Here is a 26,474-nt window from a genome sequence, read left to right on the forward strand (position 1 = left end):
GCCTCCCAGGCCTCCCGGATCTCCCGGGCCTCCCGGACCTCCCGGGCTTTCCGGACCTCCCGGATCTCCCGCCGGGAACGGTGCGCGTCCGGGCCGCCACCGCCTCTCCTCAGCGCGGCAGCACCATCACGTACGCCGCCGGCTCCTGGTCGGCCGTCGCCATCAGCGCCGTGCGCACCACCGTCGCCTGCTGGTCCGCCGCCTCGCGCAGCTTCCTCGGCGTGAGGTGGACGACCGTGATGCCGAGCCGCTCCAGACGCTCCCGCCGCGCGGCGTACGCGGACCACCGCGCGTCCGGCTCCGTCCCGCCCCTCCGCCCGGGCACGCCGTACCGGGGCGCCCGGGCGTCCAGCTCCACCGCCACGGCCTGGTCGGGCCAGTAGGCGTCGACCCCTCCCAGCAGCGGCCCGCCCGGCAGCCGAAGCTCCACGTTCCACAGCGGCTCCGGCAGCCCGTGCTCGCGCACCATGGCGTACAGCCGGGCCTCCGCCGCCGCCCGCCCCTCGGCCAGCAGCGCATCGACCGCGCCGACCACGGCGGGCCGCCCCAGCAGCTTCGCCTCGCTCAACTCCCTCACCACGGCAGCCGGTTCGCAGTGGCCGTCGCGTACCGCCTCGGTCAGCAGCCGCCGGACGAGGGCCGCGTCGGACGTGCCCGCGACCGCGTCCGCCAGAGCCCGCTCCACCGGGGCGACGGGCACCTCGCCCACCCGCACCGGGACCGGCATCGAGGCGGTCCGCACCACCTCGACGAACCGGGTGGACCGCAGCCGCCGGGTGCGCGGGACCAGCACGTCGATCCGGTGCAGCGCCTCCACGTCCCCGGCCGCGGCGAAGCCGTGCAGCGCGAGCGCGGCGAGCCCGGTGGCCATCGACTCGCCGTACCCCGTGTCCGCGGGGTCCGCCGGAGCACGCCGCGCGGAGGCCGGCGGACGCCCCGCGTAGAGCAGCGCGCCGCGCAGCCGCTCCCGGCCGGTGGGCGGACCCGGGTGCAGCAGGTGGACCCCCGGCAGCAGGTGCTGCCAGGGACCACCGGGCAGGCAGTGGGTGGACGTCTGCGTGGTGGACACCCCCCGCGCCCTCAACTGGGCGGCGGACAGGACACGGTGCGTGACGTCCTCGGAGCGAAGGGGGAGACCGGGGAGCCGGGGGGAGAGCGGGGTGTTCTGGGTCATGTCCCGGGGTTTCCCGCACGTGGAGGGGGCCCTAACCCCTGTTACACGCCCGTCGACAATCCCGGACAACGCCGTCCTAAAGCACGGACGTTCGACAACCGAAAAGGGCCCTCGCGCCGGGAATCGGGCCGGGGGAGACTCGGGCGGGCGTACGAGCGCCGTCTCTCACGCCGCACGCACGCCCTTCCCGAGCGCCCCCTCGTATCACCCGGCCCGGCCCGCGGTCCGGTCGCACTCCTGACCGCGCAGCGCCCGCGCGAGGTCGTCGCGGGCCTCCAGTACCAGGCGCCGCAGCGCCGGGGCGGCGTCCTCGTGCTCGCCCAGCCAGGCGTCGGTCGCGGCGAGGGTCGCGGGGCTGTCCTGGAGGCCGGGGAACATCCCCCGCACCACGTGCATGCCGATCTGGATGGAGCGCTCCGCCCAGATCCGCTCGATCACCTCGAAGTAGCGGTTCGCGTACGGGGCGAGCAGCTCCCGCTGGGAGGACTGGCCGAAGCCGGAGATCGTCGCCTCGACCAGCGCGTTGGACAGCTTGTCCGACTCCACGACCGCCGCCCACGCCTGCGCCTTGACCGCCTCCGAGGGGCGCGAGGCCAGACACCGCACGTGGTGGCGCTTGCCGGACGCGGTGTCGTCGCGGGCCAGCTCGGCGTCGATCGCCGCCTCGTTCGCCACCCCGTGCGAGGCCAGCGGGGAGAGGAAGGACCAGCGCAGCTCCTGGTCGACGTCGAGACCGTCGATCCGGGCCGTGCCCTCCAGCAGCCCGCCCAGCAGCTGGAAGTCCGCCTCGGAAGAGGCGACTGCCGCGAAGAAGCGGGCCCAGGTCAGCTGGTGCTGGCTGCCCGGCTCGGCGGCCCGCAGCTCGCGCAGCGCGCCCTCGGCCAGTGCCCGGCCGCCCTCCTCGCGCCAGTCGGGCGCCGCGTAGTTGACCAGCGCGGACTGCGCCCAGGCGTGCAGCATCTGGAGGACGCCGATGTCGCTCTCCCGCCCGGCGTGCGCCAGCACCAGCGCGACGAAGTCGCGGGCCGGCATCAACGCGTCCCGGGTCAGGTTCCACAGGGCCGACCAGCACAGGGCACGGGCCAGCGGATCCGTGATCTCGCCCAGGTGGTCGCGGAGCGTGGCCAGCGACCCCTCGTCGAAGCGCACCTTGCAGTAGGTGAGGTCGTCGTCGTTGACGAGGATCAGATCGGGCCGCTCGGAGCCGGCCAGGGCCTCCACCACGCTCCGCTCACCGGCCACGTCCACCTCGGCGCGCGCGTAACGCGTCAGCTCGCCCTCCGGCGTACGCCGGTACAGGCCGACCGCGACGCGGTGCGGGCGCAGCTCCGGGTGCGAGGCGGCGGCCTCCTGGACGACGGCGAGCTCGGTCAGCGTCCCGTCCGCGGCGTACGTCGGTACGGGGGTGAGCACGTTGACGCCCGCGGTCTGGAGCCAGGAGCGCGACCAGGCCGTCATGTCGCGCCCGGACGTCTCGGCCAGCACCGACAGCAGGTCGCCCAGGCGGGTGTTGCCGTAGGCGTGGCTCTTGAAGTAGCGCCGGGCGCCTTCGAGGAACGCGTCGCGCCCCACGTAGGCCACCAGCTGCTTGAGCACGGACGCGCCCTTGGCGTACGTGATCCCGTCGAAGTTCAGCTTGGCGTCCTCCAGGTCACGGATGTCCGCCGTGATGGGGTGGGTGGAGGGCAGCTGGTCGGCGCGGTAGGCCCACGCCTTGCGGTTGTTGGCGAAGGTGATCCAGCCGTTGGTGAAGCGGGTCGCCTCGACCATCGAGAAGGAGCCCATGAAGTCCGCGAAGGACTCCTTCAGCCACAGGTCGTCCCACCACTCCATGGTCACCAGGTCGCCGAACCACATGTGCGCCATCTCGTGCAGGATGACGTTGGCCCGCCGCTCGTAGGCGGCCGAGGTGACCTTGCCGCGGTAGATGTACTCCTCGCGGAAGGTGACCATGCCCGGGTTCTCCATGGCCCCGAGGTTGTACTCGGGCACGAACGCCTGGTCGTACTTCCCGAAGGGGTACGGGTAGTCGAAGTGGTCGTGGAAGAAGTCCAGGCCCTGCTTGGTGATCAGGAAGACGTCGTCCGCGTCGAAGTGCTTGGCCAGGCCCTTGCGGCACATCGCGCCGAGCGGGATCTCCAGCGTGGTGCCGTCGTCGAACGTACGGCTGTAGTGGTCGCTCACATAGTGGTAGGGACCGGCGACGACGGCCGTGATGTACGTGGAGATCGGCTTCGTCTCGGCGAAGGTCCACACCCCGTCCTCGTGCGACTCCTCGGCCCCGTTGGACCAGACCCGCCAGTCGGCGGGGGCGGTCACCCGGAAGCGGTAGGGGGCCTTGAGGTCGGGCTGCTCGAAGTTGGTGAAGACCCGGCGGGCGTCGGCCGGCTCGTACTGCGTGTAGAGGTAGACCTCGCCGTCCTCCGGGTCGACGAAGCGGTGCATGCCCTCGCCGGTCCGGCTGTACGCGCAGCGGGCGTCGACCACGAGGACGTTCTCGCCCTCCACCAGCCCGTCCAGGGCCACCCGCGTCCCGTCGAACACGACGGCCGGGTCGAGGGCCGTTCCGTTCAGCGTCACCGCGTCCACGCCCGGCGCCACCAGGTCGGCGAAGGTCGAGGCGCCCGCACGGGCGGAGCGGAACCGGATCGTGGTGAGCGACCGGAACGTCCGCGGACCGTCGCCCCCGTCGGCCCCCTCGGGCTCGCCGACGGCGGACCGCAGGTCGAGCTCGACCTCGTATCCGTCGACGGTCAGCAGCTCAGCCCTCTTCTGGGCCTCGTCGCGGGACAGGTTTTCACCGGGCACGGGCACTCCTTCGTGACGCGCGTCATGTGTCGTGTTCGAACCCATTGATCCTTGCACGCGTCCCGGCGGGGCGGCATTCAGGGAATGGCTGCCCGCCCGGAGGTGTTCACGCCCGCAGGTGTAACACGCCCTTCTGAGGAGAGACATGTCCGAGAACACTCCGGCCAACGGCAAGACCCCGGTCGACTTCTGGTTCGACCCGCTCTGCCCCTGGGCGTGGATGACCTCGCGCTGGATGCTGGAAGTGGAGAAGGTCCGCGACGTCGAGGTCCGCTGGCACGTGATGAGCCTGGCCGTCCTGAACGAGGACAAGCTGGACGAGCTGCCGGAGGAGTACCGCGACCTCCTGGAGAACCAGGCCTGGGGCCCGGTCCGGGTCGTCGTCGCCGCCCGGCAGCTCCACGGCGACGCGGTCGTCGGCCCGCTCTACACCGCGCTCGGCACCCGCTTCCACAACAACGACGAGGGCCTCACCCGCGAGACCGTGGTCGCCGCGCTGAAGGACGTCGGCCTGCCCGCCGACCTCGCGGACCACGCGGACTCCGACCAGTACGACACCGAGCTGCGCGCCTCGCACAAGGAGGGCATCGACAAGGTCGGCGAGGAGGTCGGCACCCCGGTCATCGCCGTCCCCGGCGCGGACGGCGAGCAGGTCGCCTTCTTCGGCCCGGTCGTCACCCCCGCCCCCAAGGGCGAGGAGGCGGCGAAGCTCTGGGACGGCACGCTGCTGGTCGCCTCCGTCCCGGGCTTCTACGAGATCAAGCGGACCCGGACGCAGGGCCCGATCTTCGACTGACGCCGGTCTTCGACCGGCGCCGGTCCGCGCGTGACGCCGGTCCGCGCGTGACGCCGGTTCGCGACTGGCGTCGGTTCGCGACTGGCACCGGCATGCGACCGACGCCGGCCGAGCCGGTGGCCGCGCGTGTCCGCCCGGGGGACGATGACCCCATGCGGATACGCGCGGGCGAGGCGGCCGAAGCCGCCGCACTGACCGAACTGGCCCTCCGGTCGAAGGGCCACTGGAAGTACGACGCGGAGTTCCTCGCCGCCTGCCGCGAGGAGCTGACCGTCCGCCCCGCGGACGTGGCGGCGCGGCGGACGGCGGTGGCCGAGGAGGACGGCAGGATCCTGGGCTTCACCACCCTGGACGGAGAGCCGCCGCTGGGCGCGCTCGGCATGATGTTCGTCGAGCCGGACACCATCGGCCGGGGCGTCGGGCGGCGGTTGTTCACCCACACCGTGGACGAGGCCCGCCGCCTCGGCTTCACCCGCCTCACCATCGACGCCGACCCGAACGCGGAGCCCTTCTACCGGGCCATGGGCGCGGTCCGGATCGGCGTCACGCCGTCCGGTTCCGTCGCGGGCCGGGAACTCCCGCTGCTGGAGGTCGCGCTCGTGTGACGGCGGCCGGCAACGGGCCGGGGGCGGCTTTCCGGCCCGTTGTCAGTGGTGCGCCGTACGGTGAGGGGCATGCGCATCTCACCGGAAATGATCACGATCGACTGTGCCGACCCCCAGGCCCTGGCCGCCTGGTGGGCCGAGGCGCTGGGCGTCGAAGGAACGCAGGACTACGGCGGGTTCGTCATCCTCGCGGCGACCCCGCTGGTCCTGGGCTTCCAGCGGGTGCCCGAGCCCAGGGCCGCCAAGAACCGGGTGCACGTGGACTTCTCCTCGCCCGACCGCCCGGCCGACGTGGAGCGCCTGGCGAAGCTGGGCGCGACCGTCGTCGGCGAGCAGTCGATGGAGGGGATGTCCTGGACCGTGCTCAGGGATCCGGAGGGCAACGAGTTCTGCCTCGCCGACGCCGGGAGCCACTGACCTCGGTCGACAGGGCCTGGGGACCACCGTCGCCGGAAGCCGTTCACCGGCCCGGGACACCGCCGCCCGCTTCGCTACTTGAGGCCGAGGACCTGCTCCAGCGGGTCGATGACGAAGTAGACCAGGAAGAGCGCGGCGGTGCCCCACAGCAGCCAGTGGACCTCGCGCGCCTTGCCCAGGCAGGCCTTGATGACCACGTAGGCGACGAAGCCGGCGCCGATGCCGTTGGTGATGGAGTAGGTGAACGGCATGACGACGATGGTGAGGAAGGCCGGGATGGCGACGTCGTAGCGGTCCCAGTCGATGTGCTTGACCTGGGTCATCATCAGGAACCCGACCACGACGAGGGCGGGCGCCGCCGCCTGGAGCGGCACGATCGTCAGGACGGGCGTGAGGAAGAGGGCGAGCGCGAACAGGCCGCCGGTCACCATGTTGGCGAAGCCGGTGCGGGCTCCCTCGCCGACACCCGCCGCGGATTCGATGTAGGTGGTGGCCGACGACGAGGACGCGGCGCCACCGGCGACGGCGGCGACACCGTCGATGAGCAGGACGCGGCCGAGGCCGGGCACCTGACCCCGCTCGTCGAGGAGCCCGGCCTCCGCCGTGACACCGACGACCGTGCCCATCGTGTCGAAGAAGTCGGACAGGATGAGGGTGAAGACGAGCAGGACGACCGTCAACACGCTGACCTGGCCGAACGACCCGAACAGGTCGAACTGGCCCAGCAGCCCGAAGTCGGGTGCGGCGACCGGGTTGTCGGGGATCGAGGGCGAGGTGAGCCCCCAGGACTTGATGCTGGCGATCTCGTTGATGACGATGGCGACGACGGTCATCAGGACGATGCTGATGAGAATCGCGCCCTTGACCTTGCGGGCGACCAGCACGATCGTCAGGAGCACGCCCAGGCAGAAGACGAGCATCGGCCAGCCGGTGAGCGTGCCGGTGCCGAGCTGGACCGGCACGGTGGAGTTCGCGGCGTCGGGGATGCGGGTGACGAACCCGGCGTCCACGAAGCCGATGAAGGCGATGAACAGACCGATGCCGACGCTGATGGCCTGCTTGAGCGGCTGCGGAATGGCGTGCATGATCGCCTCGCGCAGCCCGGTCATCACCAGGACGCAGATCAGCAGCCCTTCGAGCACGATGAGGCCCATCGCGTCGTTCCAGCTCATCAGCGGAGCGATCTGGTAGGCGACGACGGCGTTGATGCCCAGCCCCGCCGCCAGGGCCAGCGGCAGATTGCCGCCCACACCCATGATCAGCGTCATCACCGCGGCGACCAGGGCGGTGGCGGTGACCAGCTGCACGTTGTCCAGCTGCTTGCCGAACTTGTCCTCGGCCCCGCCCAGGATGATCGGGTTGAGCACCAGGATGTACGCCATCGTGAAGAACGTGGCGAATCCGCCGCGTATCTCCTGGAGGTAGGTCGAACCGCGTTCGCTGATGCGGAAGAACCGGTCGACGGCGCCCCCCGACCCGTCGGGCTTCGCGCCTTCGGGCTTCGCTTCGGGCGGCGGGCTGGTCGTACTGGAGTGCATGACGGAGTCTCCTGAGCCTGCGAACAATGGGGAAGGGGGTTTCGCCGGTGCTGCCCGAAGTGAGTGGCAGGCGCTGTGCGAACGCACATGCGGCATCTTGCGAGCGGATCATACGCGGCATCGGCGGGAGCGCAACTACCCGCGTAGAGCGTGCAGTTGGTCCCTTTTCGGCCCTGTGGCTTCCTACGGAATCGGCGGTGACCTTTTCCGCCAAACCGGCAGGCAGCCGACAGCGGGTATGGAATTGGCGGTGACAGCTCCCCTACGCTCCGTATGTGCACCCACCACTCCCTTTCAACGCGCGGGCAGCGCGCGCCTTGCGCGAGAAACTCGGGATGGCACCCGGTCATGTCGCCTACGGCATGCGCGCGTCCTTCGGCACCTCACACGTCGGTCCCGAGCATGTGATCGCCTGGGAGCGCGGAACCCATGTACCGGACGCGGCGGAGTTCACCGCCCTGGCGGGCGCGTTGTGGTGTCAGCCCAGTGAACTCATGGGCCGCCCGAGCACCTTGCTCGAACACCGCATAGCCCGCGGCGTCTCGGCCGAGGAGGTCGCGCGGGCCACCGGCCTCACCCTCGACGCGTACCTGTCCATGGAGGAAGCCGGTCTGTGGGCCGGCGACAAGCGGCAGTCCGTCAAGCTCGGCGAGGTCCTCGGCCTCCCCGCACGCGACTTCATCGCCATCACCCGCCTGGAGGAGGAGCTGGCCCGTCTCCTCACCGAGGCGGTCTCCACGCGCTGGCAGGCGCACATCCGCGACATCGCCAAGCTCGTCTCCATGGAACGCCGCGACCTGAAGGGCCCCTTGGCCACCATGCACCAGGAGTACCAGGGCCTCCTGGCGGCGACCCTGAGCCGGGCGGGCGGCACCACGGCGTCCGGCGAGGACGGACGTCGCTACGTCGAGAACATCGTCGACCACTTCTGGGCCCGGCTGCCGGGGTCCACCGGGGCGTAGCCCGGCGGGGCTCGCGCGACCCGCCGGGTACCGCCGCCGCTACCGCGTGTGCGGCGCCGCCTTCCTGAAGACCTCGAACACCGCCAGGTAGTTCGACCCGCCGTGGCCGCCCTCGATCGCCTGTGCCGCGATGTCCCGCATCAGCCGGGGCTGCGCCGTGTGCACACCCTGCTCCTCGCAGGTGCGGGCGATGTGCTCCAGCGCGTTCAGATTCATGTGCAGGGTGCCCAGCTCTCCCGGGTAGCGGCCCGCGTCCAGATCCGGCGCCTGCTCGGCGAGGGTCGCGTCCACCACCGTGGGCAGGAACCGGTTCACCGCGAGATCGGCGAACTCCGCCGCCCGTACGCCCGCCGAGCCGACGAGCGCGGTGGCGTGCAGGAAGCCGTTCATCGTCGCGTACATCAGACCGAGCAGCGCCGCGTTGTGGAGCACCGCAAGCCCGGGGTCATCGCCGAGGTGCCGGGGGTCGCCCAGGCTCGCCAGCGTGGCCCGGTGGGCGTCGAAGACCTCGCGCGGACCGCTGAAGAGGAAGAGGGATCCCGGGTCCCCGACGAGGGGCGGCGGCACCATGACCGCACCGTCCAGGTAGGAGACGCCCCGCTCCGCCGCCCAGGAGGCCGCCGCGTGCGCCTCATTCGGCGTACCGGAGTTGAGGTTGACCAGGGTCCGGCCCGCCGACGCGCCGTCGTCGCGACCGAGCACCTCGTACAGCGTCGGGTAGTCCTTGAGGCAGACGAGGGTGAGAGGGCCGGCGGCCACGGCGTCGGCCACGGACCCCGCGAGCCGTGCGCCCCGGGCGACGAGATCCCGTGCCCTGCCCGGGGTACGGTTCCAGACGGTGGTGGGATGGCCCTTCTTCAGCAGGGTCTCGGCGAGGGCGAGGCCCATGGGGCCGAGGCCGATGACGGTGACGGGGTTGTCCTGCGAGCGAGTTGAAGGCTGATGTGTCATGCGCCCCAGGCTGCTGTCTCACATCGGTGTGAGAGTCAACCGAATGTGGTGGTCGTCATATGCGCATGGGGGAGTTCTCCCGACGAACGGGCGTCAGCCAGCGGTCGCTGCGCTACTACGAGGAGCAGGGGTTGCTGAGCCCGGCCCGTCGCCCGAGCGGCTACCGCGAGTACGGGGAGGCGGACGTCGTGACCGTGCGGGGCATCCGCATGCTGCTGGCCGCCGGCCTGGGCACGGCCGTCATCGCCGAGTTGCTGCCGTGCATGGTCGACGAGGGCCGCATCCTGGAGCCGGCCTGTTCCAGCATGCTCCCCGACCTGCGCCGCGAACGAGCCCGCGTCGACGAGGCCGCCGCCGCCCTGCTGGCCGCCCGCGACCGGCTGGACGCGCTGATCGAGCTGACGGCGGAGTCGGGCGTGACCGACGAGGAGGCGTGCGCGACGGTGGCCGCGCGCACGGCGGCCACCGCTCCGTCGCCGCCGTAGTGGACCGTGCAGGCGAAGCACGTTGCCGGTCTCGAACTCCTCGACGTGCTGGGGGCGTCGTAGTGACGAGCAGTCTGCCCGCTTTCACCAACTCCGCGATGGACAAGGGCTTCTGCGCACCGCACGCGGGTGGCCGGTTCCGTCAGGTCAGGGCTCGAGCCACAGGCTCACACCGTGGCAGGATGATTCGCCACGGCTGCGGGGAAACGAACATACGGCCAACGGGGGTTGCTGATTGTGGGCTACACCATTCCTGACGGCGTCGACACCATGCTGGATGTGGTGGGTGTCGGCTGGCCCAACGTCGACGAGGACGCTTACCGCGATATGGCGGACGCTTTGCGGGAGTTCGCCGAAGACGCGGAGGACGACGGAGGCGCCGCGCACCGGCATGTGCAGCAACTGCTCCTCAGCGGAAAGAGCGAATCGCTGACCGCTCTTGACGCACACTGGTCGAAGGTACAGAGCAAGCACAAGGATCTGGCGAAGGCGGCCCGGCTCATTGCGAGTGCTCTTGACAGAGTCGCTGACCTGATCGTTGCTCGGAAGATCGCAGCTGTCGGGGAGTTGGCCGACCTCTGCGCGACCGTGGGTATCACGCTTGCCTTCGCCCCGGTGACAGCCGGTTTGTCGACCCTTCTGGCGGGTGCGAAGATCGCGGCCACCCGTATCGCGTTCAAGAGGATCCTCAAAGAGATGGCAGAGGCTGCCGTCGCGGAGATCGTGGCCATTCTCACGGAGCCGGCGGTCGCCGCGATCGAGAACGTCGTTGCCGACCTGGCCGTTCAGACCGCGCTGAACATGGCCGGTGTGCAGGACGGGGTCAATATCGACCAAGCGGTACGCGCGGGCAATGGGGACCTCCAGCTCAACTCCGTGCCGGGGGCAACTGGTCCCGGCCCCGGCCCAGATGCCGGCCCGGTCATCGACCACGACGCGCATGCGAATACGGGCATGCGACTGGCCGGCGTCCAGATTTCCATGCGGGAGAAGACCGGTGGCAAGCTCACGAAAGCCAAGGGGCACCACGGCCGGGCCAAGGGCAAGGACTCGCTGACCGCAGTCCTCGACACCACCATCGACGGTGTGACCGACAGACTCGACAAAGCACTGAAAGACCTTGGCGACCATGTCGGGAAGACGCTTCCCAACTCCATTTCCAAGAGCTCGAGGATCCACAAAGAAGCCGACCAGGACGTTCGCGACGGGATCAAGAAGATCCAGTCCGGTTCGGGCACGGACGACGGTGCGAGGTCCGGCGGAGGTGGCGGAGGAGGTCGCAACGGCCAGGGCGGCGGCACGCCCGGGGGTGAACCCGAGGGGAAGCCGATCAGCCCGCAGCCTGGGTGGCACGGCAGAAGCGCCGGCAAGATGAAGCATCATCGGCGCGACGCGCTCGACGTCAGCCACCTCAGCGAGGAGCAGCAACGGGCCGCCCTGGTCCGTGAGACCCGCCGCCTCGCGGACGACGCCCGTGACCAGGAGGCGGGGCATAATCCGCCGGGTAAGGACCGTCTTGTGAAGTCTTGTGCGGGAGGGTTGCTGCACGAGGGAACCCTGACGAGTCACTCCAGCTCCACGAAGCGGCACGGACAGACGCTGCTGGAAACCCACCCCGCGCTCCAAAACGTGGTCGACCGAGTGGAGCGGGAGATCCGGGCAGATAATGAGAACCCGGGAGCGGGGCACGGCAAGTGCGCAGAGATTGCACTTGTATCCGACCGGCTTCATGGGATAGAAGGAAGGGATGGGGCCCGGATAAGCACAGAAGAAGACATCCGCAGGGTCATGGAAGGGGCGCGTGTCTATTCCCTCCAGATCGGAGAGCAGGACTCGCCCACGGGATTCAAGAATCATGGCGACTACAAAGAGCCCTGTCGGTCCTGCTCCAGGATCCTGCCACTGATCGGCGTCACTGCGCACACATAGAACGAGAGCAAATATGCCAATACTTTCCACGGTTGAAGAAGTGGACGCGTGGCTGACGGAAGCCGGGTGGTACCCAGGGCGGGATGCGGCACAGGAGGCTGCCGAGGCTGTCGCGACGGTGACCGACCGTTACCGCGCCTACGGTGTGGACATCGAGCCCTCCGCGGCCGCGCTCTCCTTTATTCGTGAGCACGTCTCCCTTCGGGCGGTCATCGACACCGCTCCGGAGAATTTCGCGATTTTCACTCCGCACCTGGTGTTCAAGGGTGACGCCGAGGAGATCGATGAACTAGCCGGAGACCTCGGCGTCAAGCTATTCCCGGTCGGATATGACACCTATGACGGGTCAACGATTCTCATGGATGAATCCGGGCGGTTCTTCTTCTCGCATCACACTGGTTCCTACTATTTGGGAAGTGAGAAGTACGAGGCCTTGATGAGTCTGATGAGCAGCAGAATGGATGACGCGGAGGACTATTTTGTCTGACTTGATTCCGGGTGTTGCCGCGTCACTGCTCGTTCGCGGGAAGATCTTCAGTCATACCAGCCTCGGAGGTGACGAGCAGCCTGATCTTCACCCGGCCGTGCGAGAATTTCTCGACGCACTTCCGGTGGCGGAACGCGAACCCTTCATGGGCTACTGCGCCGAGTCCGCGCTGATCTCGGATCAGTTGTGGAGCCTGGATCGCCAACGCGTCGACGGGGCAACGAGCACCCTCGACGAGGGTGCGGGCCATCTCGCGGGTGCCCTCCTTGTCGCGAAGAAGATCCGGGGCCACGGCGACCCCGAGCACGGCACTCCGGCGCAGGTGTGCCGCTCGTGCTCGGCGCTGCTGGACCGGCTCCACGTCACCGTCATGGACACATGACGTCGAACCATGACGCGCTGACGGCCGCAGGGTGGCACGACGGCCGTGACGTCAGGGACGACGCGATGTCGGCTGTTCTCAAGACGATCGCGTTCGTCGAGCCGGTGGCCGGTGGAGCTACCTGGGTGCTGTTCCCGGCGGCCGAGCAAGCCCTGCGCGCGTTTCACGGACTGCGCGTCTCCCCGGTGGGGCCGGGGCGTTCTGTGGCGGCCACCGGATGTGTGGTCGATCCCACGGAGGCGCGAAGCGCCTTGAGACCGTTCATGTTGCTCGGTGAGTCCTTGGGGTCCCGGATGTTTCCGTTCGGTCGCACGGACGCGGACGCACTGCTCGCGGTCGATGAGCAGGGCCGTCTGTTCTCGATCGACCACGGCGGTCGTTGGCTGCTCGGAAGGACCGTGCGTGAAGGGCTCACAGCGCTGTCGGAAGGAGACGCACCACACCGGATCGCCGCCCGCCGGTGGGTATGGACGGCACCGTCGACGCCCGGAGAGACGCCGCTTCTCAACGCGGTCCGGACCGCCCTGGTGGCCGTGTACGTCCTTCACCACCGACGGGTGTACAGCGCCCGCGAACTACGCCTCACTGTCACGGCGTTGAGGGGTATCGGTGTGGAGACCCTGGATCGCTTCATACCGCTGCCAGGGGGATTGCTGGAGGACGCCGCGGCACCCCTGGTTGCCACGGCAATGGCGCTGATCGAGTCCGAGGGAACCACCGAGCTGGGGAGTGAGCTGAAGGTGAGCGTCGGCAGGCCGCCGCATACTTCCGGCCCGCTGTCCTCTGTCGCCTGTTCTGTCCGTACGGGGCACTACGCCGCGACGCCAACGGTGATGGAACTCTCACTGTCGGCGGGGATGGGGGCCTCGGTGGGCCGCGCCGGGGCAGCCGTCCGCCTCTGTGCCGAGGATCTGGAGAGGTACTCCCGTCAGGCGGAAATCGACCGGTAGCGAGTCGCGTACGCGTACGTGCCGACCGGGCACCGAAGCCCGGGGACTTCAGCCCGCCGCCTCCCACCCGCCCGAACGGCGCACCGGTAGCCCGCAGGCCCCCGCCCCGGACTACTGGATCGCACCCGGCGCCGCCGCCTCCAGTTCCGTGACCGTGCCCGACATCACCGTACGGATGTGGCGTGTCAGGTGGTCCGCCGGCCAGTCCCACCAGGCCACCGCCAGCAGCCGTGCGATGTCCTCCTCCGCGTACCGGGTGCGGATCAGGCGGGCCGGGTTGCCGCCGACGATGCCGTAGTCGGGGACGTCGGAGACGACCACGGAGCGGGAGCTGACGATCGCGCCGTGGCCGATGCGGACGCCCGGCATGATCACGGCCTCGTAGCCGATCCAGACGTCGTTGCCGATCACGGTGTCGCCCCGGTCGGGGAGGCCCGTCAGCAGGTCGAAGTGGTCGGACCAGGAGCCGCCGAGCGTGGGGAAGGGGAAGGTGGACGGGCCGTCCATGCGGTGGTTGGAGCCGTTCATGATGAACCGCACCCCCGTCGCCAGCGCGCAGAACTTGCCGATCACCAGGCGCTCGGGGCCGTAGTGGTAGAGCACGTTCCGGGTCTCGAACTCCGTGGCGTGCTCGGGGTCGTCGTAGTACGAGTAGTCCCCGGCCTCGATCAGCGGCGAGGTGACCAGAGGCCTCAGCTGCACCACGCGCGGCTGACCGGGCATCGGGTGCAGGACGGTGGGGTCCGCGGGGAGAGGGGCGGAGTCGGATGACATGGGGTGCTCCGGGACGAGGGGAGGGGCGGGCAGGCGGGCGTGGATCATCGTGGCATTCGGGCCGGATGCCACGCGACGTGTTTCCCGTCCGGCCGGGATGGGACGATGCGCGGGTGCTGGAGGCGATCGACGCGGTGAACTGGGGCGATCTGCCGGGCCCCCGCGGCCTGTACGAGCCCGACCGTGTCGCCGCCGGCCTGCGCGCCCTCGCCACCGCGTCGGGGCTCGTCCGGGCCGCCGGGGCCGGCTCGCTCCTGGCGGGCGGCGGGCTTCTGCACGATCACAGCGGGACCGTGTTTCCCGCCGCCGTGACCGCCGCGCCGATCCTGCTCGCCATCGTGCGGGACGGTCCTCCGGACGCGGGGGCGACCGCCCTCGGTCTGCTCGACGACGCCCTGGCGTTCGCCGCCTGCGACCGGCGCACCCGGGTGCGGACCCCGTACGCCGAAGCCGTCCCCCTCTGCTGCGCCCTCGCCGACCACGTCCGACACCACACCGGTCCGCTCGCCGCGTCCGGGGCCGAGGGCAGGCGGCTGCTCGCCGATGCCGCGCGCCACTGGCGGTTCGACGTCCGGGAGGCCGTCGCCGAGGGGGACGGGGTCGTGGCCTTCGGCGTCCTCGCGGGCCGCTTCCCGGGCGGTACGCGGCCGGCGGAGCATCACCGCGCCGGACGCGTCACCCCGCTCGCCGTGCAGGTCGCACCGCACTACCCGCTCAGCGACCGGAGTCCCGACGAGGCGTGCCTGCGCGTCGACGGCGCACGGCCGGATGACGTCGGCCCACCCGCCGTCCTGTTCTCCGGACGGTGCGGCCCCGGATCCGCCGACCGGTGACCCCCTACGCGGCCCCCGCCCCGCACTCCACCCGGAACGGTTCCCCCTGCGACCAGTCCGCCGCGACGCCCCGCATCACCAGCGCGCTGTCCAGTACCGCGCTGCCCGGCGGGAAGCGGTCCAGGTCCTCGAAGAACGAGGAGCGTACGGAGCGGGGGCGGCCCGCCGTCACCTTCCAGGCGTCCGTGGAGAGTTCGAGGACGTCCAGGTGGTCCCCGCGCGTGCTGGGGGAGAGGCCCCGCCCGCCGAGGCGGAAGAACTCCGACGCCTCCGCCAGGTCCGTGAACAGCCCGCTGCCGCGCAGCTCGTCGGCGGGCTCCACCGTCGCGTCGACCTCCACCTCACCGTCCCTGGTCGCGAAGGCCACCCGTACCGAGTCGGCGTCCTCCCGCACGGCGAAGTCCGCGCGGCCGTGCTCACCCGGGTAGATCCGGCCGCCCGCGAAGGCGTTGAGCCGGGAGGCGGTGTCGCGACGCGGGATGTAGACGCCACGCTCGACGCCGTCTCGCCCGTCCCACTCCACCGCGATCCGGTGCGCCGCGTTCTCGCTGGTCAGCCCGGCCGCGGCGGGGGCCCAGGCGGGACGGACGCCGCCGATACGGAGCAGACAGATCCCGGCCACCGCCTGGCCGCGCACCAGTTGGGGGCGCAGCGGCGCGGGCAGCAGGGCCGCCGCGACGTGGGGGTCCACCCGGTAGTTCACCAGGAGGCGGCGTTCGATGACGCTCGCCAGCCGAGGCCTGATCATGAGGCGTCGCCTTCCGGCGCGGAGCGCCACTTGGTGGTGCGGAGCACGATCTGCTCGGGGCAGACCGCGCTGAGGAAGCGGCCCACGCACAGGGCGAGCCGCTCCTCGGCGAGGGAGTAGAGGATGCGGTTGGCGTCCCGGCGCTCCGTGACGAGCCCGGCGCCCTTGAGCACGCCCAGGTGGCGCGAGATCGACGGGGCGCTGATCGGGAACCGGCCCGCGATCTCCCCGGCGGCCAGTTCGCCGCCCCGCAGGTCCTCCAGGATCTGGCGGCGGGTGGGATCGGCGAGCGCGCGGAAGGCGCTCGCCTCTTCGTCGGCCGGAAGGGCGCGTGATTCCATGGGTGCATGTTTAGCACATGAGCTAAATGTCTAAGGAGCCCGCATGGGAGAGCCCCCGCGAGTCACGTCCTCGCGGGGGCTCTCCGTTCATCCGCCTGCCCGGGTGAAGGTTGAGAAGACGATCACGAGGCAGGGCGTCTGGGGTGCGCCGGCGGCACGTCAGGGGGCGAGCAGCAGCACGTTCACGCGCTCCTTGGCGGCGGCGTAACGCTTCGCCACGTCCTGCCAGTTGACGACCTGCCACATCGCCTCGATGAAGTCCACCTTCTGGTTCTTGTACTGCAGGTAGAAGGCGTGCTCCCAGGCGTCGAAGACGAGGATCGGGACGGAGCCCTGGCCGACGTTGCCCTGGTGGTCGTAGACCTGCTCGACGATCAGCTTGCCGCTCACGGGCTCGTACGCGAGCACGCCCCAGCCGGATCCCTGGGTGGTCGCGGCGGCCTTCGTCAGCTGGGACTTGAAGCCCGCGTAGGAGCCGAAGGACTCGGTGATCGCGTCGGCGAGGTCGCCGACGCCGTCCGCCGCGAGGGGCTCGCCGCCGCCGTCGCCGGTCATGTTGTGCCAGTAGATCGAGTGCAGGATGTGGCCGGAGAGGTGGAACGCGAGGTTCTTCTGGAGGCCGTTGATCGCACCCCAGGCCTCCTTGTCGCGGGCCTCTTCCAGCTGCTCCAGGGTGTCGTTCGCGCCCTTGACGTACGCGGCGTGGTGCTTGTCGTGGTGCAGCTCGATGATCTGCGGGTTGATGACCGGTTCGAGCGCCGCGTAGTCGTACGGGAGTTCCGGGAGCGTGTACGTGGCCATGATGCGAGCCCTCCGACTGCTGGGAATGCCGTCCAGTTGTTATTGCAAGCTATATGCAAGAGCAGGCTAACAGCAGGAGTGGCCCGTAAGTGATCAGCCCTTCGGCCTAGGACTCGCAGCGCCGTCCTTCCTCTTCCTCCCTCTTCCTCCGGTTTGCCCGACAGAGGTGCTTTGCTCCTTGTTCAGTGCTGCGTACGCCGTCGCGCGTTTGGTCCCGTCGTTCCGGGGGACCCGGCCGGACAGCCCGGCTGCCCGGGGCCGGGAGCACGGCCGCGCTGCCTGTCGCCCGCCCCGCTGATCAGGAGGACTTGATGGCACCCCGCGAAACGCCGAACGGCCCGAACGACGGTCGCGATCCGCGACTGGCCCCGCCCCTCGCGGACGCGGCGGGCTGGGGGCCGCTCGACATCCGCGCCGTCGACACCGTGCGGGTGCTGGCGGCGGACGCCGTGCAGAAGGCCGGCCACGGCCACCCGGGCACCGCGATGAGCCTGGCCCCGCTGGCGTACCTGCTGTTCCAGCAGGTGATGCGGCACGACCCGGCCGACGACCAGTGGCTCGGCCGGGACCGTTTCGTGCTGTCCTGCGGCCACTCCAGCCTCACCCTCTACATCCAGCTGTACCTGAGCGGCTACGGCATGGAGCTGACGGACCTGGAGGCGCTGCGCACCTGGGGTTCCGCCACGCCCGGCCACCCGGAGTACCAGCACTCCAGGGGCGTCGAGATCACCACCGGGCCGCTGGGGCAGGGGCTCGCCTCCGCCGTGGGCATGGCCATGGCGGCCAGGCGCGAGCGCGGCCTCCTCGACCCCGACGCCCCGGCCGGCACGAGCCCCTTCGACCACCACGTGTACGTCGTCGCCTCCGACGGCGACCTGATGGAGGGCGTGACGTCCGAGGCCAGTTCCCTGGCGGGACACCAGGAGCTCGGCAATCTGATCGTCTTCTACGACTCCAACCACATCTCCATCGAGGACGACACCGACATCTCCTTCAGCGAGGACGTCACCGCGCGCTACGCCGCGTACGGCTGGCAGGTCCAGACGGTCGACTTCACCCGGACCGGCGACTACGTCGAGGACGTCGACGCCCTGCTCGCCGCCGTCGAGGCCGCGAAGAACGAGCGCGGCCGGCCTTCCCTGATCCTGCTGCGCACGATCATCGGCTGGCCCGCGCCCACCAAGCAGAACACCGGGAAGGCCCACGGGTCGGCGCTCGGCGACGACGAGGTCGCCGCCACCAAGAAGCTGCTCGGCTTCGACCCGGACGCCGACTTCGCCGTCGAGGACGACGTGCTCGAACACGCGCGTGCGGTACGGGAGCGGGGCGCCGAGGCCCGTCGTGCCTGGGAGCCCCGCTACCAGGAGTGGCGCTCCGCCCACCCCGAGCGCGCCGCACTCCTCGACCGGCTCCGGGAACGCAGGTTCCCCGAGGGCTGGAGGGGCAGCCTCCCCGTCTTCGACGCCGATCCCCGGGGCATCGCCACCCGCAAGGCCTCCGGCGACGTGCTCACCGCGCTGGCCCCCGTGCTGCCCGAACTGTGGGGCGGCTCGGCCGACCTCGCGGGGAGCAACAACACCACGATGGAGGGCGAGCCGTCCTTCGTACCCGAGTCCAAGCAGACCGGTGAGTTCCCCGGCAACCCGTACGGCCGCACGCTCCACTTCGGCATCCGCGAGCACGCCATGGGCGCCATCCTCAACGGCATCGCGCTCCAGAGCCTCACCCGCCCCTACGGCGGTACGTTCCTGATCTTCAGCGACTACATGCGCCCGGCCGTCCGGCTCGCCGCCCTGATGAAGCTCCCGGTCACCTACGTCTGGACCCACGACTCCATCGGCCTGGGCGAGGACGGACCCACCCACCAGCCCGTCGAGCAACTGGCCGCCCTCCGCGCGATCCCCGGCCTCGACGTCGTGCGGCCCGCCGACGCGAACGAGACCGCTGTGTGCTGGCGCACGGTCCTGGAGCACCACGACCGGCCCGCCGGACTCGCCCTGACCCGCCAGCCGCTGCCCGTCCTGGAGCGGGGCGGGGGCGACGGCGCGTACGCCTCCGCCGAGGGAGCGGCACGCGGCGGCTACGTCCTCGCCGACAGCCGGGGCGGCACCCCCGACGTCATCCTCGTCGGCACCGGATCCGAGGTCCACATCGCCCTGGAGGCAAGGGAGTCGCTGGCCGCCGACGGGATCGACGCGCGCGTGGTGTCGATGCCCTGCCGCGAGTGGTTCGCCGACCAGCCGGACGCCTACCGGGACGAGGTGCTGCCGCCCGGGGTCCGGGCCCGGGTGAGCGTCGAGGCCGCTGTCGCCCAGGGCTGGCGGGACGTGGTGGGGGACGCGGGCCGCACGGTGAGCCTGGAGCACTTCGGGGCGTCCGCCCCCTACGAGCGCCTGTACGAGGAGTTCGGCATCACGCCCCGCGCCGTCGCCGACGCCGCGCGGGAGAGCGTCCGCGCGGCGTCCGGACCCGTCCGGCCCGGCGGGGAGCGCCACGGCGCGGCCCCGACCGGAGGCGGTCCGGGGGACATCGGCTAGCCGGCGGCGCGACCACGTCGTTCAGGGCCTGCGGCCGCGGAAGGTGCGCCGCAGGTCGTTCACCCACGCGTCGGGGTTCTCCCAGGGGATGAAGTGGCCCCCGTGGTCGTGGGCGGTGACGTTGACGTGGTTGAACCAGTCCGCCTGCGGGCCGTTCCGGAACGCCCGGACGCGCTCGTCGGCGGTGCGGACCCCGGGCGGGTTCTCGTGACGGACGAGGGTGAGGCCCACCGGGGCCTGGACGACCGGGGTGCGGTCGTGGGAGCGGGAGGAGACGGGAGACGGCGCTGTCACCAAAAGACTTCCCCACCGCCTTCCGCACGCTCAGGCCTCCGCGCCGGCGTCAGGGCCAGGACCCCGGCGCTACCCGCGCAGGTCGTCCCTGGCCTGCGCCGCCAGGTCCGGGAAGTCCGTCACCACCGCGTCCACGCCCTGCCCGTAGTGGAAGGCGTACTCGGCGAACGCGTCCCCGAAGGCGGTGGGCGCGCTGCCCCGGCGGTACGCGGCCGGGAGGTACTGGTTCTCCGCCCGGAAGGTGTACGCGCCGACCTTCAGGCCCGCCGCGTGGGCGTCCGCCAGCAGCGTGCCCGGCGGGACCAGCGAGGACTTGTCCGGGCCGATCCACTGCGCGTACGAGGCGATCTCGCGGAGCCCGGCCGGGGTCATCATGTCCCGGTAGGCGACCCCGTGCCCGTACGGGCCGCCGCTCGTGCCCAGCGCCTGCCACAGCGGGAGGCCGAGCCGTGCCGCGGCCACCCGGCGCAGGCTGGTGGGCTCGAAGGACTGGACGACGCAGTCCCGGGCCGTCAGCCGGTTCCGCCGGATCACCCGGATCAGCTCCTCCTCCAGCGGCAGGCCGATCGAGCGGAAGTACGTCGGGTGCTTCGTCTCCGGGAACACCGCGATCCGCCGGCCCGACTCCCAAGACAGCCGCCGGGCCAGGTCGATCACCTCCTGGAAGGTCATCACCGAGCCCCGCCCGTCGAAGACCGTGTTGCGGTCGCGGACCAGCGGAAGCCGCTCCACCGTGCGCAGCGTCCTCAGCTCCCGCAGGAGGAAGTCCTCGGTGAACCAGCCGGTCACCGCCTTGCCGTCGACCGTCTTCGTGGTGCGGCGGTCGGCGAACTCGGGGCGTCCGGCGACGTCCGTCGTGCCGCCGATCTCGTTCTCGTGCCGTACGACCAGGACGTGGTCCTTCGTCGGCACGAGGTCCGGCTCGATCCAGTCGGCCCCGGCCCGTACGGCATAGGTGTAGGCGTCGGCGGTGTGCTCGGGCCGCCAGCCGGCCGCCCCGCGGTGCCCGATGACCAGGGGCCCCGACCGGTGGTGGGGACGACGTCCGTCGGCGGGTGCGGCGACGGCCGGGGCGGTGGCCGCCGCGGTGACGGCGGCGGTGGCCAGGAGGATCGAACGGCGCCTGGGGGCAACGGACATGACGGCTCCTCGGGTGGGTGGAGCCACCACGGAAGCGAGGGCGGATGACGGCCCGGCGTACGGTGACCGGCCCCGCGATGTCCTGTTGGCCACGGATGCGGGCGGCGCCGGAACCGCACACCGGAACGCCGGACGCCGAAACGCCGGGCTCCGCCCCGATCGTACGAGGAGGAGCCCGGCGTTCGTAGGGGCCGTGCGGGAGCGGGCGCTACTTCCGCTGCGCCGGGATCCCGGCCGTGCCGTCGCCGCCGTCGCCGCTCACGCCGTCACCGCCCCGGCGCCGCTGGCGTACCAGGCCGATGACGATCAGCACGACGGTCAGCCCGCCCGTGGCCAGCAGCTGGTCCCGGGTGTCCGGCTGGCGCAGCATCAGCAGGAAGATGCCCGCCATGGCCGCCAGGGCGACGATCGTGCCGACGGGGAAGAACCACATCCGCACGACCAGCTTCTCGGGCGCCTCCCGTTCGGTGCGGCCGCGCAGGATCAGCTGGGAGGCGGCGATGAAGATCCACACCACCAGGATCACCGCGCCGATCATGTTCAGCAGCCACGGGAAGACGTCGTCCGGCCGCCAGTAGCTGAGCAGCACGCAGGCGAAGCCGAAGACGGAGGAGAACAGCACGGCGTTGCGCGGCACCCCGGAGGAGATCTTCCCGAGCACGGCCGGGCCCTGGCCCCGGGCGACCAGCGACCGGGCCATGCGGGACGCGCCGTAGATGTTGGCGTTCATCGCGGAGAGCAGGGCGATGAGGATGACCACGTTCATGATCTGCGCGGCGGCCCCGATGCCCAGGTGGTCGAGCATCGCGTAGAAGGGGCCGACCTCGGCGACCTTCGGGTCGTCCCAGGGGACCAGTGTGACGATGACCGCCATCGAGCCGATGTAGAAGACCGCGATGCGCCACATCGCCGTGCGGACGGCCTTCGCGACGCCCCGCACCGGGTTCTCGGACTCGGCCGCCGCGATGGTGACGGTCTCCAGACCGCCGTACGCGAAGACGGAGGCGAGGAGTCCGATGATGAAGCCATCCATGCCCTTCGGCAGGAAGCCGCCGTCGCCCGTGAGGTTGGTGAGACCGGGCGCGTCCGTGTCGGGCAGCACGCCGAGGATCGCCAGCAGACCGAGCACCAGGAACAGCGTGATCGCGATGACCTTGAGGGCGGCGAACCAGAACTCGAACTCGCCGAAGTTCTTCACGGCGGCCAGGTTCGTCCCGAGGAAGATCACCATGAACAGGGCGACCCACGCCCACTCCGGCGTTCCCGGCAGCCAGCCGCTGACGATCTGCGCGGCCCCGATGCCCTCCAGGCCCACGGCGACGCAGAGCAGGAACCAGAAGGACCAGCCCGCGGTGAACCCGGCCCACGGGCCGATCGCCCGCTCGGCGTGCACGGAGAAGGAACCGGACGCCGGATTGGCGGCCGACATCTCGCCGAGCATGCGCATCACCATCATGACGAGCAGCCCGGAGATGGCGTACGCGACGACGATCGAGGGCCCCGCCGCGGCGATGCCGGCGCCCGAGCCGACGAACAGCCCGGCGCCGATCACCCCGCCGAGGGCGATCATCGAGAGGTGGCGCTGCTTGAGTCCGTGGGTGAGCGCGGAGTCCGCCGAGGGGCCGGCGGGGGCCGCGGAGTCAGCGGTGGGGGGAGACGCGGAGGTCCGAGGCATGGACGGGCTCTGTTCGGTAGCTGAGACAAGGGACGAACCCACAGTCTGAGCATCCGCACCGCTCACAGGGAACCGGTGTCCGCTATACGGTCACCAGGCTCACACATGGTGTACACCCGCCTACCCGTCGGTGGAGACCGCATCCCCGCGCCGCTCCCGCCACTGCCGACCCACCGCCACCAGCAGTACCAGCGCCGTCGCCCCGGCCGACCACAGCACCTGCGGGCGCGCCGCCTCGTCGGTCAGCATGAGCACCAGCACCCCGAACAGCCCGGCCAGCGTCAGCCAGGTCAGATACGGGAACCACCACATCCGCAGCGCGAGCGCGTCGGGAGCCTCCTGCTCCAGGCGGGCGCGCAGCCGCAGCTGGGAGGCGGCGATCAGCGCCCAGACGAACAGCAGGACCGCGCCCACCGAGTTGAGCATGTAGAGGAACACCGTGTCCGGCCACACCAGGTTGAGCAGGACGGAGACGAAACCGAAGGCCACCGAGGCCAGCACCGCCCGCCGCGGCACCCCGCCCGCCGCTCCCCGGGAGCCCCCGCCCGAGACCTTCAGCAGCCCGCGCGGCGCCTCCCCGCGCTCCGCCAGCGAGAAGACCATGCGGGAGGAGCCGTACAGATTGGCGTTGAGCGCCGAGAGCAGCGCCACGAACACCACGATGTTCATGATCTGTCCGGCCGACGGGACCCCGATCGCGTCCAGCACCTTCACGTACGGGCTCAGCCCTGCCCGCTGCGCGGTCCACGGCAGCACGGTCACGATCACCAGCATCGAGCCGACGTAGAAGAAGAGGATGCGCACCACCGCGCTGCGCACCGCCCGCCCCACCGCGCGCGCCGGGTCGTCCGTCTCGGCGGCAGCGATGGTGACGACCTCCAGGCCGCCGAAGGCGAACACCACCGTCAGCACCCCGGAGACGACCCCGCTCCAGCCGTTCGGCAGGAAGCCGCTCTGGCCGGTCAGGTTGGCCATCCCGACCGGGTCGGTGTCCGGGAGCAGTCCGAAGACCGCCAGCCCGCCGAGCACCAGGAAGACCACGATCGCCCCGACCTTCAAGGAGGCGAACCAGAACTCGAACTCACCGAAGTTCTTCACCGCCGTCAGGTTCGCGGCGGTGAACACCACCATGAACAGCAGTACCCACGCCCACGGTTCGACGCCGGGCACCCAGCCGTGGGCGATCTGCGCCGCGGCCGTCGCCTCCACGGCGAGGACCACCACCAGCAGGAACCAGTACAGCCAGCCGACACTGAATCCGGCCCACCGTCCGAGCGCCCGCTCGGCGTGCACGGAGAACGAACCGGAGGCGGGCATCGCGGCGGACATCTCGCCCAGCATCCGCATCACCAGCATCGCGAGCGCCCCCGCGATCAGATACGAGACCACGATGGCGGGCCCCGCCACCGCGATCCCCGCGCCGGAGCCCACGAACAGCCCCGCCCCGATCACCCCGCCGAGCCCCAGCATCGTCAGATGGCGCTGCTTGAGCCCGTGCGACAGCGGCTCGGCCGGAACGGCCCCGGACGCGGGAGGAGAAGCCGGGGTGGGGGGAGGGGCCTCGTGCATGGGGGGAGGGTCACTCTCGGATCAGCGGGTAGCGGCGGGGTGTGGCGGGGGCGTTCGGGGGCCGACCAGAGCGAGCTGATCGTTTATGGGGAAGCTACAGTCTCGCCGATCCCCGCTCTCCCCGCCAAAATGCGCCCGCGCGCCCCTCACCTCAGTGACGAGCGTCACGCGTCGGAGTGATTGCGGCCCCGGCTTTGTGTGAATCCCACCAAGGCAGCAACCGCCGCTTTGTGGGCGGCTGATGGTGATCGAGCGTTAACCCGTGGGCTAACGTCGGCGGGAGCCCGACCCCACCCTGCCCGGCCGGGGGCCCTCTTGGCCCACCTGCCCTCACCCGCGGAGTCCCGATGAGCACTGCTGCCGCCCCCGTCCGCTCCGGAGCGGTCCTCGCCGACCTGCTGCCCGCAGCCCGGCACCGCTACGCCGTGGACGCGGCCCTCGTCCTCGGCGGCGCGGCCCTGACCGGCATAGCGGCCCAGATCGCCGTCCCGGTCCCCGGCTCCCCGGTCCCGGTCACCGGCCAGACCTTCGCCGCGCTCCTCATCGGCACCGCGCTGGGCGCCCGCCGCGGCTTCCTCTCCCTCGCGCTGTACGCCCTCGTCGGCATGGCCGGCGTGCCGTGGTTCGCCGAGGCGTCCTCGGGCTGGAGCATGCCGTCCCTCGGCTATGTCTTCGGCATGCTCCTGGCCGCCACCGTCGTCGGCGCCCTCGCCCGCCGCGGCGGCGACCGCTCCGTGCCGCGCACCGCGGGCACGATGGTCCTCGGCTCCGCGATCATCTACGCCATCGGCGTGCCGTACCTGGCGCTCTCCACCGGGATGTCGCTGAGCGCCGCCGTCGCGGCCGGCCTCACCCCGTTCCTGATCGGCGACGCCCTCAAGGCGGCGCTGGCCATGGGCGTCCTGCCGGCCGCCTGGAAGCTGCTCGGCCGTCGCGGCTGACCCGCTTCCCCCACGCGAGGGTTCAGCCCTCGTAAGGCCCCCCGAAGAGGCCCGCCGGATCGTACTGGGAGACCAGGCCGGCGAGCCTCTTCGCCGTTTCCGGCTCATGGAAACCGTGCGTGCGGTCCCCGCCGCCGAAGCAGAAGTTGGCCGCGCGCCCCTGGACGAGCGGGCCCAGCACTCCGGACACCTCCCCGTACAGCGCGCGCACCGACGGCACGTCCGTCGTGTCCAGTACGGAGATCAGACCCAGCAGGAACCCGGCGTCCCGGTGGGGCACCGCGCTCGCCGGCTCCGACCGCCCGGCCATGGCCCCGCCGAGATGGGTCAGCTGCACCACGTTCATCATCGGCGCCCCGGGGCCCGCCAGCTCCAGCACCCGCGCGGCCCGCGCCGCGTCCAGCTCCCGGAGCATCAGCCCCTCCCCGTAGTAGGCGTGCGGGAACGGCGGGTCGTTGTGGATCGTCGGACTCTGCGCGTACGGCATCTCGCGCAGCGAGTCCGCCAGGGCCGGGCCGATCGCCCGCAGCGGGGCCACCAGCCGCTCGCCCTCGGCCGCGTCCCCCGTGAACGCCACCCGCACCGAGACGACGTACCGCCCGCGCACCTCCTCGGGCACCTGCGGAAGATCCGGGTAGGGGAGCGCGGCCAGGGAGGACGTCAGGGTGTCCGGCACGCTCCGGGTCCACTCCAGATAGCGGGCCGCGACCTCGGCCGCCCGCTCCCCGCCGAAGGCGAGAGCACCCCCGTACAGCCGCTCCACCGCCACCAGTCCGATCTCCAGCGAGGTCACCACCCCCAGCCGCCGACCGCCCCCGCGCAGCCCCCAGAACAGTTCCGGCTCGCGCTCCGGCGTGACCCGGCGCCGAACCCCGTCGGCGGTCACCACCTCCAGCGCCCGCACATGGTCGGCGGCGTACCCGAACTCCCGGGCCAGGATGCCCAGTCCACCGCCCAGCGTGTAGGAGACCGCGCCCACCGAGGGCGACGAGCCGTTCAGCGGGGCCAGCCCGTGCGGGAGCGCCGCCGCGGTCACCGCGCCCCAGGTCGCGCCCGCGCCGACCGTGGCGGTGCGGGAGACCGGATCGACGGTGACGGAGTCCAGGGCGCGGGTGACGACCAGCACGCCGCCCTCCACCGCCCCGGGCAGCCCGTGCCCGGTGGCATGCGCGGCCAGGCGGAGCCCGTGCCCGGCGGCGTACGCCACGGCCTCCCGCACGTCGTCCGGGGTGCGGGCCTCGACCAGCCGGTCGGGCCGGATCGGGAAGCCGGTCTGGAACGTGGCGGGACCGGCGGGGACGGCGGTTCCTTCGGCGCCTGCGGAAACCATGAGGGGC

Annotated in this window: 24 protein-coding genes and 1 pseudogene; 12 read left to right on the top strand and 13 right to left on the bottom strand. The window is 71.2% G+C overall.

The genetic code is table 11. From position 1 onward, the window contains the following. Positions 1-109 precede the first annotated feature (109 nt). Together DTB53_RS06500 and pepN are read right to left on the bottom strand one after the other, a co-directional pair. Positions 110-1,174: a hypothetical protein gene (locus DTB53_RS06500; protein ID WP_042497189.1), complete on the bottom strand. Its 1,065-nt coding sequence runs from the start codon at positions 1,172-1,174 to the stop codon at positions 110-112. Between the two features lie 204 nt (positions 1,175-1,378). Next, positions 1,379-3,982: an aminopeptidase N gene (pepN, locus tag DTB53_RS06505; protein WP_012380952.1), complete on the bottom strand. Its 2,604-nt coding sequence runs from the start codon at positions 3,980-3,982 to the stop codon at positions 1,379-1,381. A 145-nt stretch (positions 3,983-4,127) separates the two neighbouring features. Between pepN and DTB53_RS06510 the strand changes: the two genes are divergently transcribed. From DTB53_RS06510 to DTB53_RS06520, 3 genes are all read left to right on the top strand, one after another. After that, positions 4,128-4,778, top strand: a complete 651-nt coding sequence (locus DTB53_RS06510; RefSeq protein ID WP_003969145.1) for a mycothiol-dependent nitroreductase Rv2466c family protein — start codon at positions 4,128-4,130, stop codon at positions 4,776-4,778. Positions 4,779-4,930: 152 nt separating this feature from the next. Beyond that, positions 4,931-5,383: a GNAT family N-acetyltransferase gene (locus DTB53_RS06515; RefSeq protein WP_003969146.1), complete on the top strand. Its 453-nt coding sequence runs from the start codon at positions 4,931-4,933 to the stop codon at positions 5,381-5,383. A 69-nt stretch (positions 5,384-5,452) separates the two neighbouring features. Next, positions 5,453-5,800 carry a VOC family protein gene (locus DTB53_RS06520; RefSeq protein ID WP_003969147.1) on the top strand — a complete coding sequence of 116 codons (348 nt, stop codon included), beginning with the start codon at positions 5,453-5,455 and terminating at the stop codon, positions 5,798-5,800. Positions 5,801-5,874: 74 nt separating this feature from the next. On the opposite strand, the gene DTB53_RS06525 is transcribed toward DTB53_RS06520, so the two are convergent. Further along, a complete protein-coding gene (locus tag DTB53_RS06525) occupies positions 5,875-7,338 on the bottom strand; it encodes an NCS2 family permease (RefSeq protein ID WP_012380953.1) in 1,464 nt (487 codons plus the stop codon). Positions 7,339-7,673: 335 nt separating this feature from the next. Here DTB53_RS06525 and DTB53_RS06530 point away from each other — a divergent pair, with 335 nt between their 5' ends. Next, positions 7,674-8,300, top strand: a complete 627-nt coding sequence (locus DTB53_RS06530) for a helix-turn-helix domain-containing protein (RefSeq protein ID WP_078562768.1) — start codon at positions 7,674-7,676, stop codon at positions 8,298-8,300. Between the two features lie 39 nt (positions 8,301-8,339). Here the strand turns inward: DTB53_RS06530 and DTB53_RS06535 are convergent, their stop codons facing one another. After that, the gene (locus DTB53_RS06535; protein ID WP_012380955.1) at positions 8,340-9,251 is read right to left on the bottom strand and encodes an NAD(P)-dependent oxidoreductase; all 912 of its coding nucleotides are present in this window, start codon (positions 9,249-9,251) and stop codon (positions 8,340-8,342) included. Between the two features lie 59 nt (positions 9,252-9,310). Here DTB53_RS06535 and DTB53_RS06540 point away from each other — a divergent pair, with 59 nt between their 5' ends. The 5 genes from DTB53_RS06540 (at position 9,311) to DTB53_RS06560 (ending at position 13,484) form a co-directional block, all read left to right on the top strand. Next, complete coding sequence (locus DTB53_RS06540; protein ID WP_012380956.1) at positions 9,311-9,736, top strand: MerR family transcriptional regulator; 426 nt, start codon at positions 9,311-9,313, stop codon at positions 9,734-9,736. A gap of 237 nt (positions 9,737-9,973) precedes the next feature. Then, positions 9,974-11,665 carry a YwqJ-related putative deaminase gene (locus DTB53_RS06545; RefSeq protein ID WP_069631218.1) on the top strand — a complete coding sequence of 564 codons (1,692 nt, stop codon included), beginning with the start codon at positions 9,974-9,976 and terminating at the stop codon, positions 11,663-11,665. 13 nt (positions 11,666-11,678) lie between these two features. Beyond that, on the top strand, positions 11,679-12,152 hold the full coding sequence (locus DTB53_RS06550; protein ID WP_012380958.1) for an SUKH-3 domain-containing protein: 474 nt from the start codon (positions 11,679-11,681) through the stop codon (positions 12,150-12,152). Then, positions 12,127-12,534: a YwqJ-related putative deaminase gene (locus tag DTB53_RS06555; RefSeq protein ID WP_236586363.1), complete on the top strand. Its 408-nt coding sequence runs from the start codon at positions 12,127-12,129 to the stop codon at positions 12,532-12,534. Before DTB53_RS06550 ends, DTB53_RS06555 begins: the two co-directional genes overlap by 26 nt. Further along, positions 12,531-13,484, top strand: coding sequence for an SUKH-3 domain-containing protein (locus DTB53_RS06560; protein ID WP_012380960.1), 954 nt, complete (start codon positions 12,531-12,533; stop codon positions 13,482-13,484). The genes DTB53_RS06555 and DTB53_RS06560 overlap by 4 nt, the downstream gene beginning before the upstream one ends. 111 nt (positions 13,485-13,595) lie before the next feature. Here DTB53_RS06560 and DTB53_RS06565 read toward each other — a convergent pair whose 3' ends face one another. Then, positions 13,596-14,258, bottom strand: a complete 663-nt coding sequence (locus tag DTB53_RS06565; protein ID WP_012380961.1) for a CatB-related O-acetyltransferase — start codon at positions 14,256-14,258, stop codon at positions 13,596-13,598. 113 nt (positions 14,259-14,371) lie between these two features. Here DTB53_RS06565 and DTB53_RS06570 point away from each other — a divergent pair, with 113 nt between their 5' ends. Next, positions 14,372-15,091 (top strand): hypothetical protein, encoded by a 720-nt coding sequence (locus DTB53_RS06570; RefSeq protein WP_236586362.1) that lies wholly within the window; start codon positions 14,372-14,374, stop codon positions 15,089-15,091. Between the two features lie 4 nt (positions 15,092-15,095). Here DTB53_RS06570 and DTB53_RS06575 read toward each other — a convergent pair whose 3' ends face one another. From DTB53_RS06575 to DTB53_RS06585, 3 genes are all read right to left on the bottom strand, one after another. After that, positions 15,096-15,839, bottom strand: coding sequence for a DUF2071 domain-containing protein (locus tag DTB53_RS06575; protein ID WP_012380963.1), 744 nt, complete (start codon positions 15,837-15,839; stop codon positions 15,096-15,098). Continuing rightward, positions 15,836-16,180: a metalloregulator ArsR/SmtB family transcription factor gene (locus tag DTB53_RS06580; protein WP_012380964.1), complete on the bottom strand. Its 345-nt coding sequence runs from the start codon at positions 16,178-16,180 to the stop codon at positions 15,836-15,838. Before DTB53_RS06580 ends, DTB53_RS06575 begins: the two co-directional genes overlap by 4 nt. Positions 16,181-16,339: 159 nt before the next feature. Further along, positions 16,340-16,981, bottom strand: coding sequence for a superoxide dismutase (locus DTB53_RS06585; protein WP_003969159.1), 642 nt, complete (start codon positions 16,979-16,981; stop codon positions 16,340-16,342). 311 nt (positions 16,982-17,292) lie between these two features. Here DTB53_RS06585 and tkt point away from each other — a divergent pair, with 311 nt between their 5' ends. Then, positions 17,293-19,518: a transketolase gene (gene tkt, locus DTB53_RS06590; protein ID WP_012380965.1), complete on the top strand. Its 2,226-nt coding sequence runs from the start codon at positions 17,293-17,295 to the stop codon at positions 19,516-19,518. 21 nt (positions 19,519-19,539) lie between these two features. Here the strand turns inward: tkt and DTB53_RS06595 are convergent. The 4 genes and pseudogenes from DTB53_RS06595 to DTB53_RS06610 all read right to left on the bottom strand — a co-directional run. Next, a pseudogene (locus DTB53_RS06595) lies at positions 19,540-19,782 on the bottom strand (epoxide hydrolase); the annotation flags it as partial. A 99-nt stretch (positions 19,783-19,881) separates the two neighbouring features. After that, the gene (locus DTB53_RS06600) at positions 19,882-20,952 is read right to left on the bottom strand and encodes a glycerophosphodiester phosphodiesterase family protein (RefSeq protein ID WP_012380967.1); all 1,071 of its coding nucleotides are present in this window, start codon (positions 20,950-20,952) and stop codon (positions 19,882-19,884) included. A gap of 208 nt (positions 20,953-21,160) precedes the next feature. Beyond that, the gene (locus DTB53_RS06605; protein ID WP_012380968.1) at positions 21,161-22,627 is read right to left on the bottom strand and encodes an amino acid permease; all 1,467 of its coding nucleotides are present in this window, start codon (positions 22,625-22,627) and stop codon (positions 21,161-21,163) included. Between the two features lie 120 nt (positions 22,628-22,747). Beyond that, the gene (locus DTB53_RS06610) at positions 22,748-24,196 is read right to left on the bottom strand and encodes an amino acid permease (protein WP_012380969.1); all 1,449 of its coding nucleotides are present in this window, start codon (positions 24,194-24,196) and stop codon (positions 22,748-22,750) included. A 347-nt stretch (positions 24,197-24,543) separates the two neighbouring features. On the opposite strand from DTB53_RS06610, the gene DTB53_RS06615 reads away from it, so the two are divergent. Further along, complete coding sequence (locus DTB53_RS06615) at positions 24,544-25,137, top strand: biotin transporter BioY (RefSeq protein WP_003969166.1); 594 nt, start codon at positions 24,544-24,546, stop codon at positions 25,135-25,137. A 22-nt stretch (positions 25,138-25,159) separates the two neighbouring features. Here the strand turns inward: DTB53_RS06615 and DTB53_RS06620 are convergent, their stop codons facing one another. Next, complete coding sequence (locus DTB53_RS06620; protein ID WP_012380970.1) at positions 25,160-26,467, bottom strand: FAD-binding oxidoreductase; 1,308 nt, start codon at positions 26,465-26,467, stop codon at positions 25,160-25,162. Positions 26,468-26,474 lie beyond the last annotated feature (7 nt).

This window comes from Streptomyces griseus, from assembly GCF_900460065.1.
Taxonomy (GTDB): Bacteria; Actinomycetota; Actinomycetes; order Streptomycetales; family Streptomycetaceae; genus Streptomyces; species Streptomyces griseus.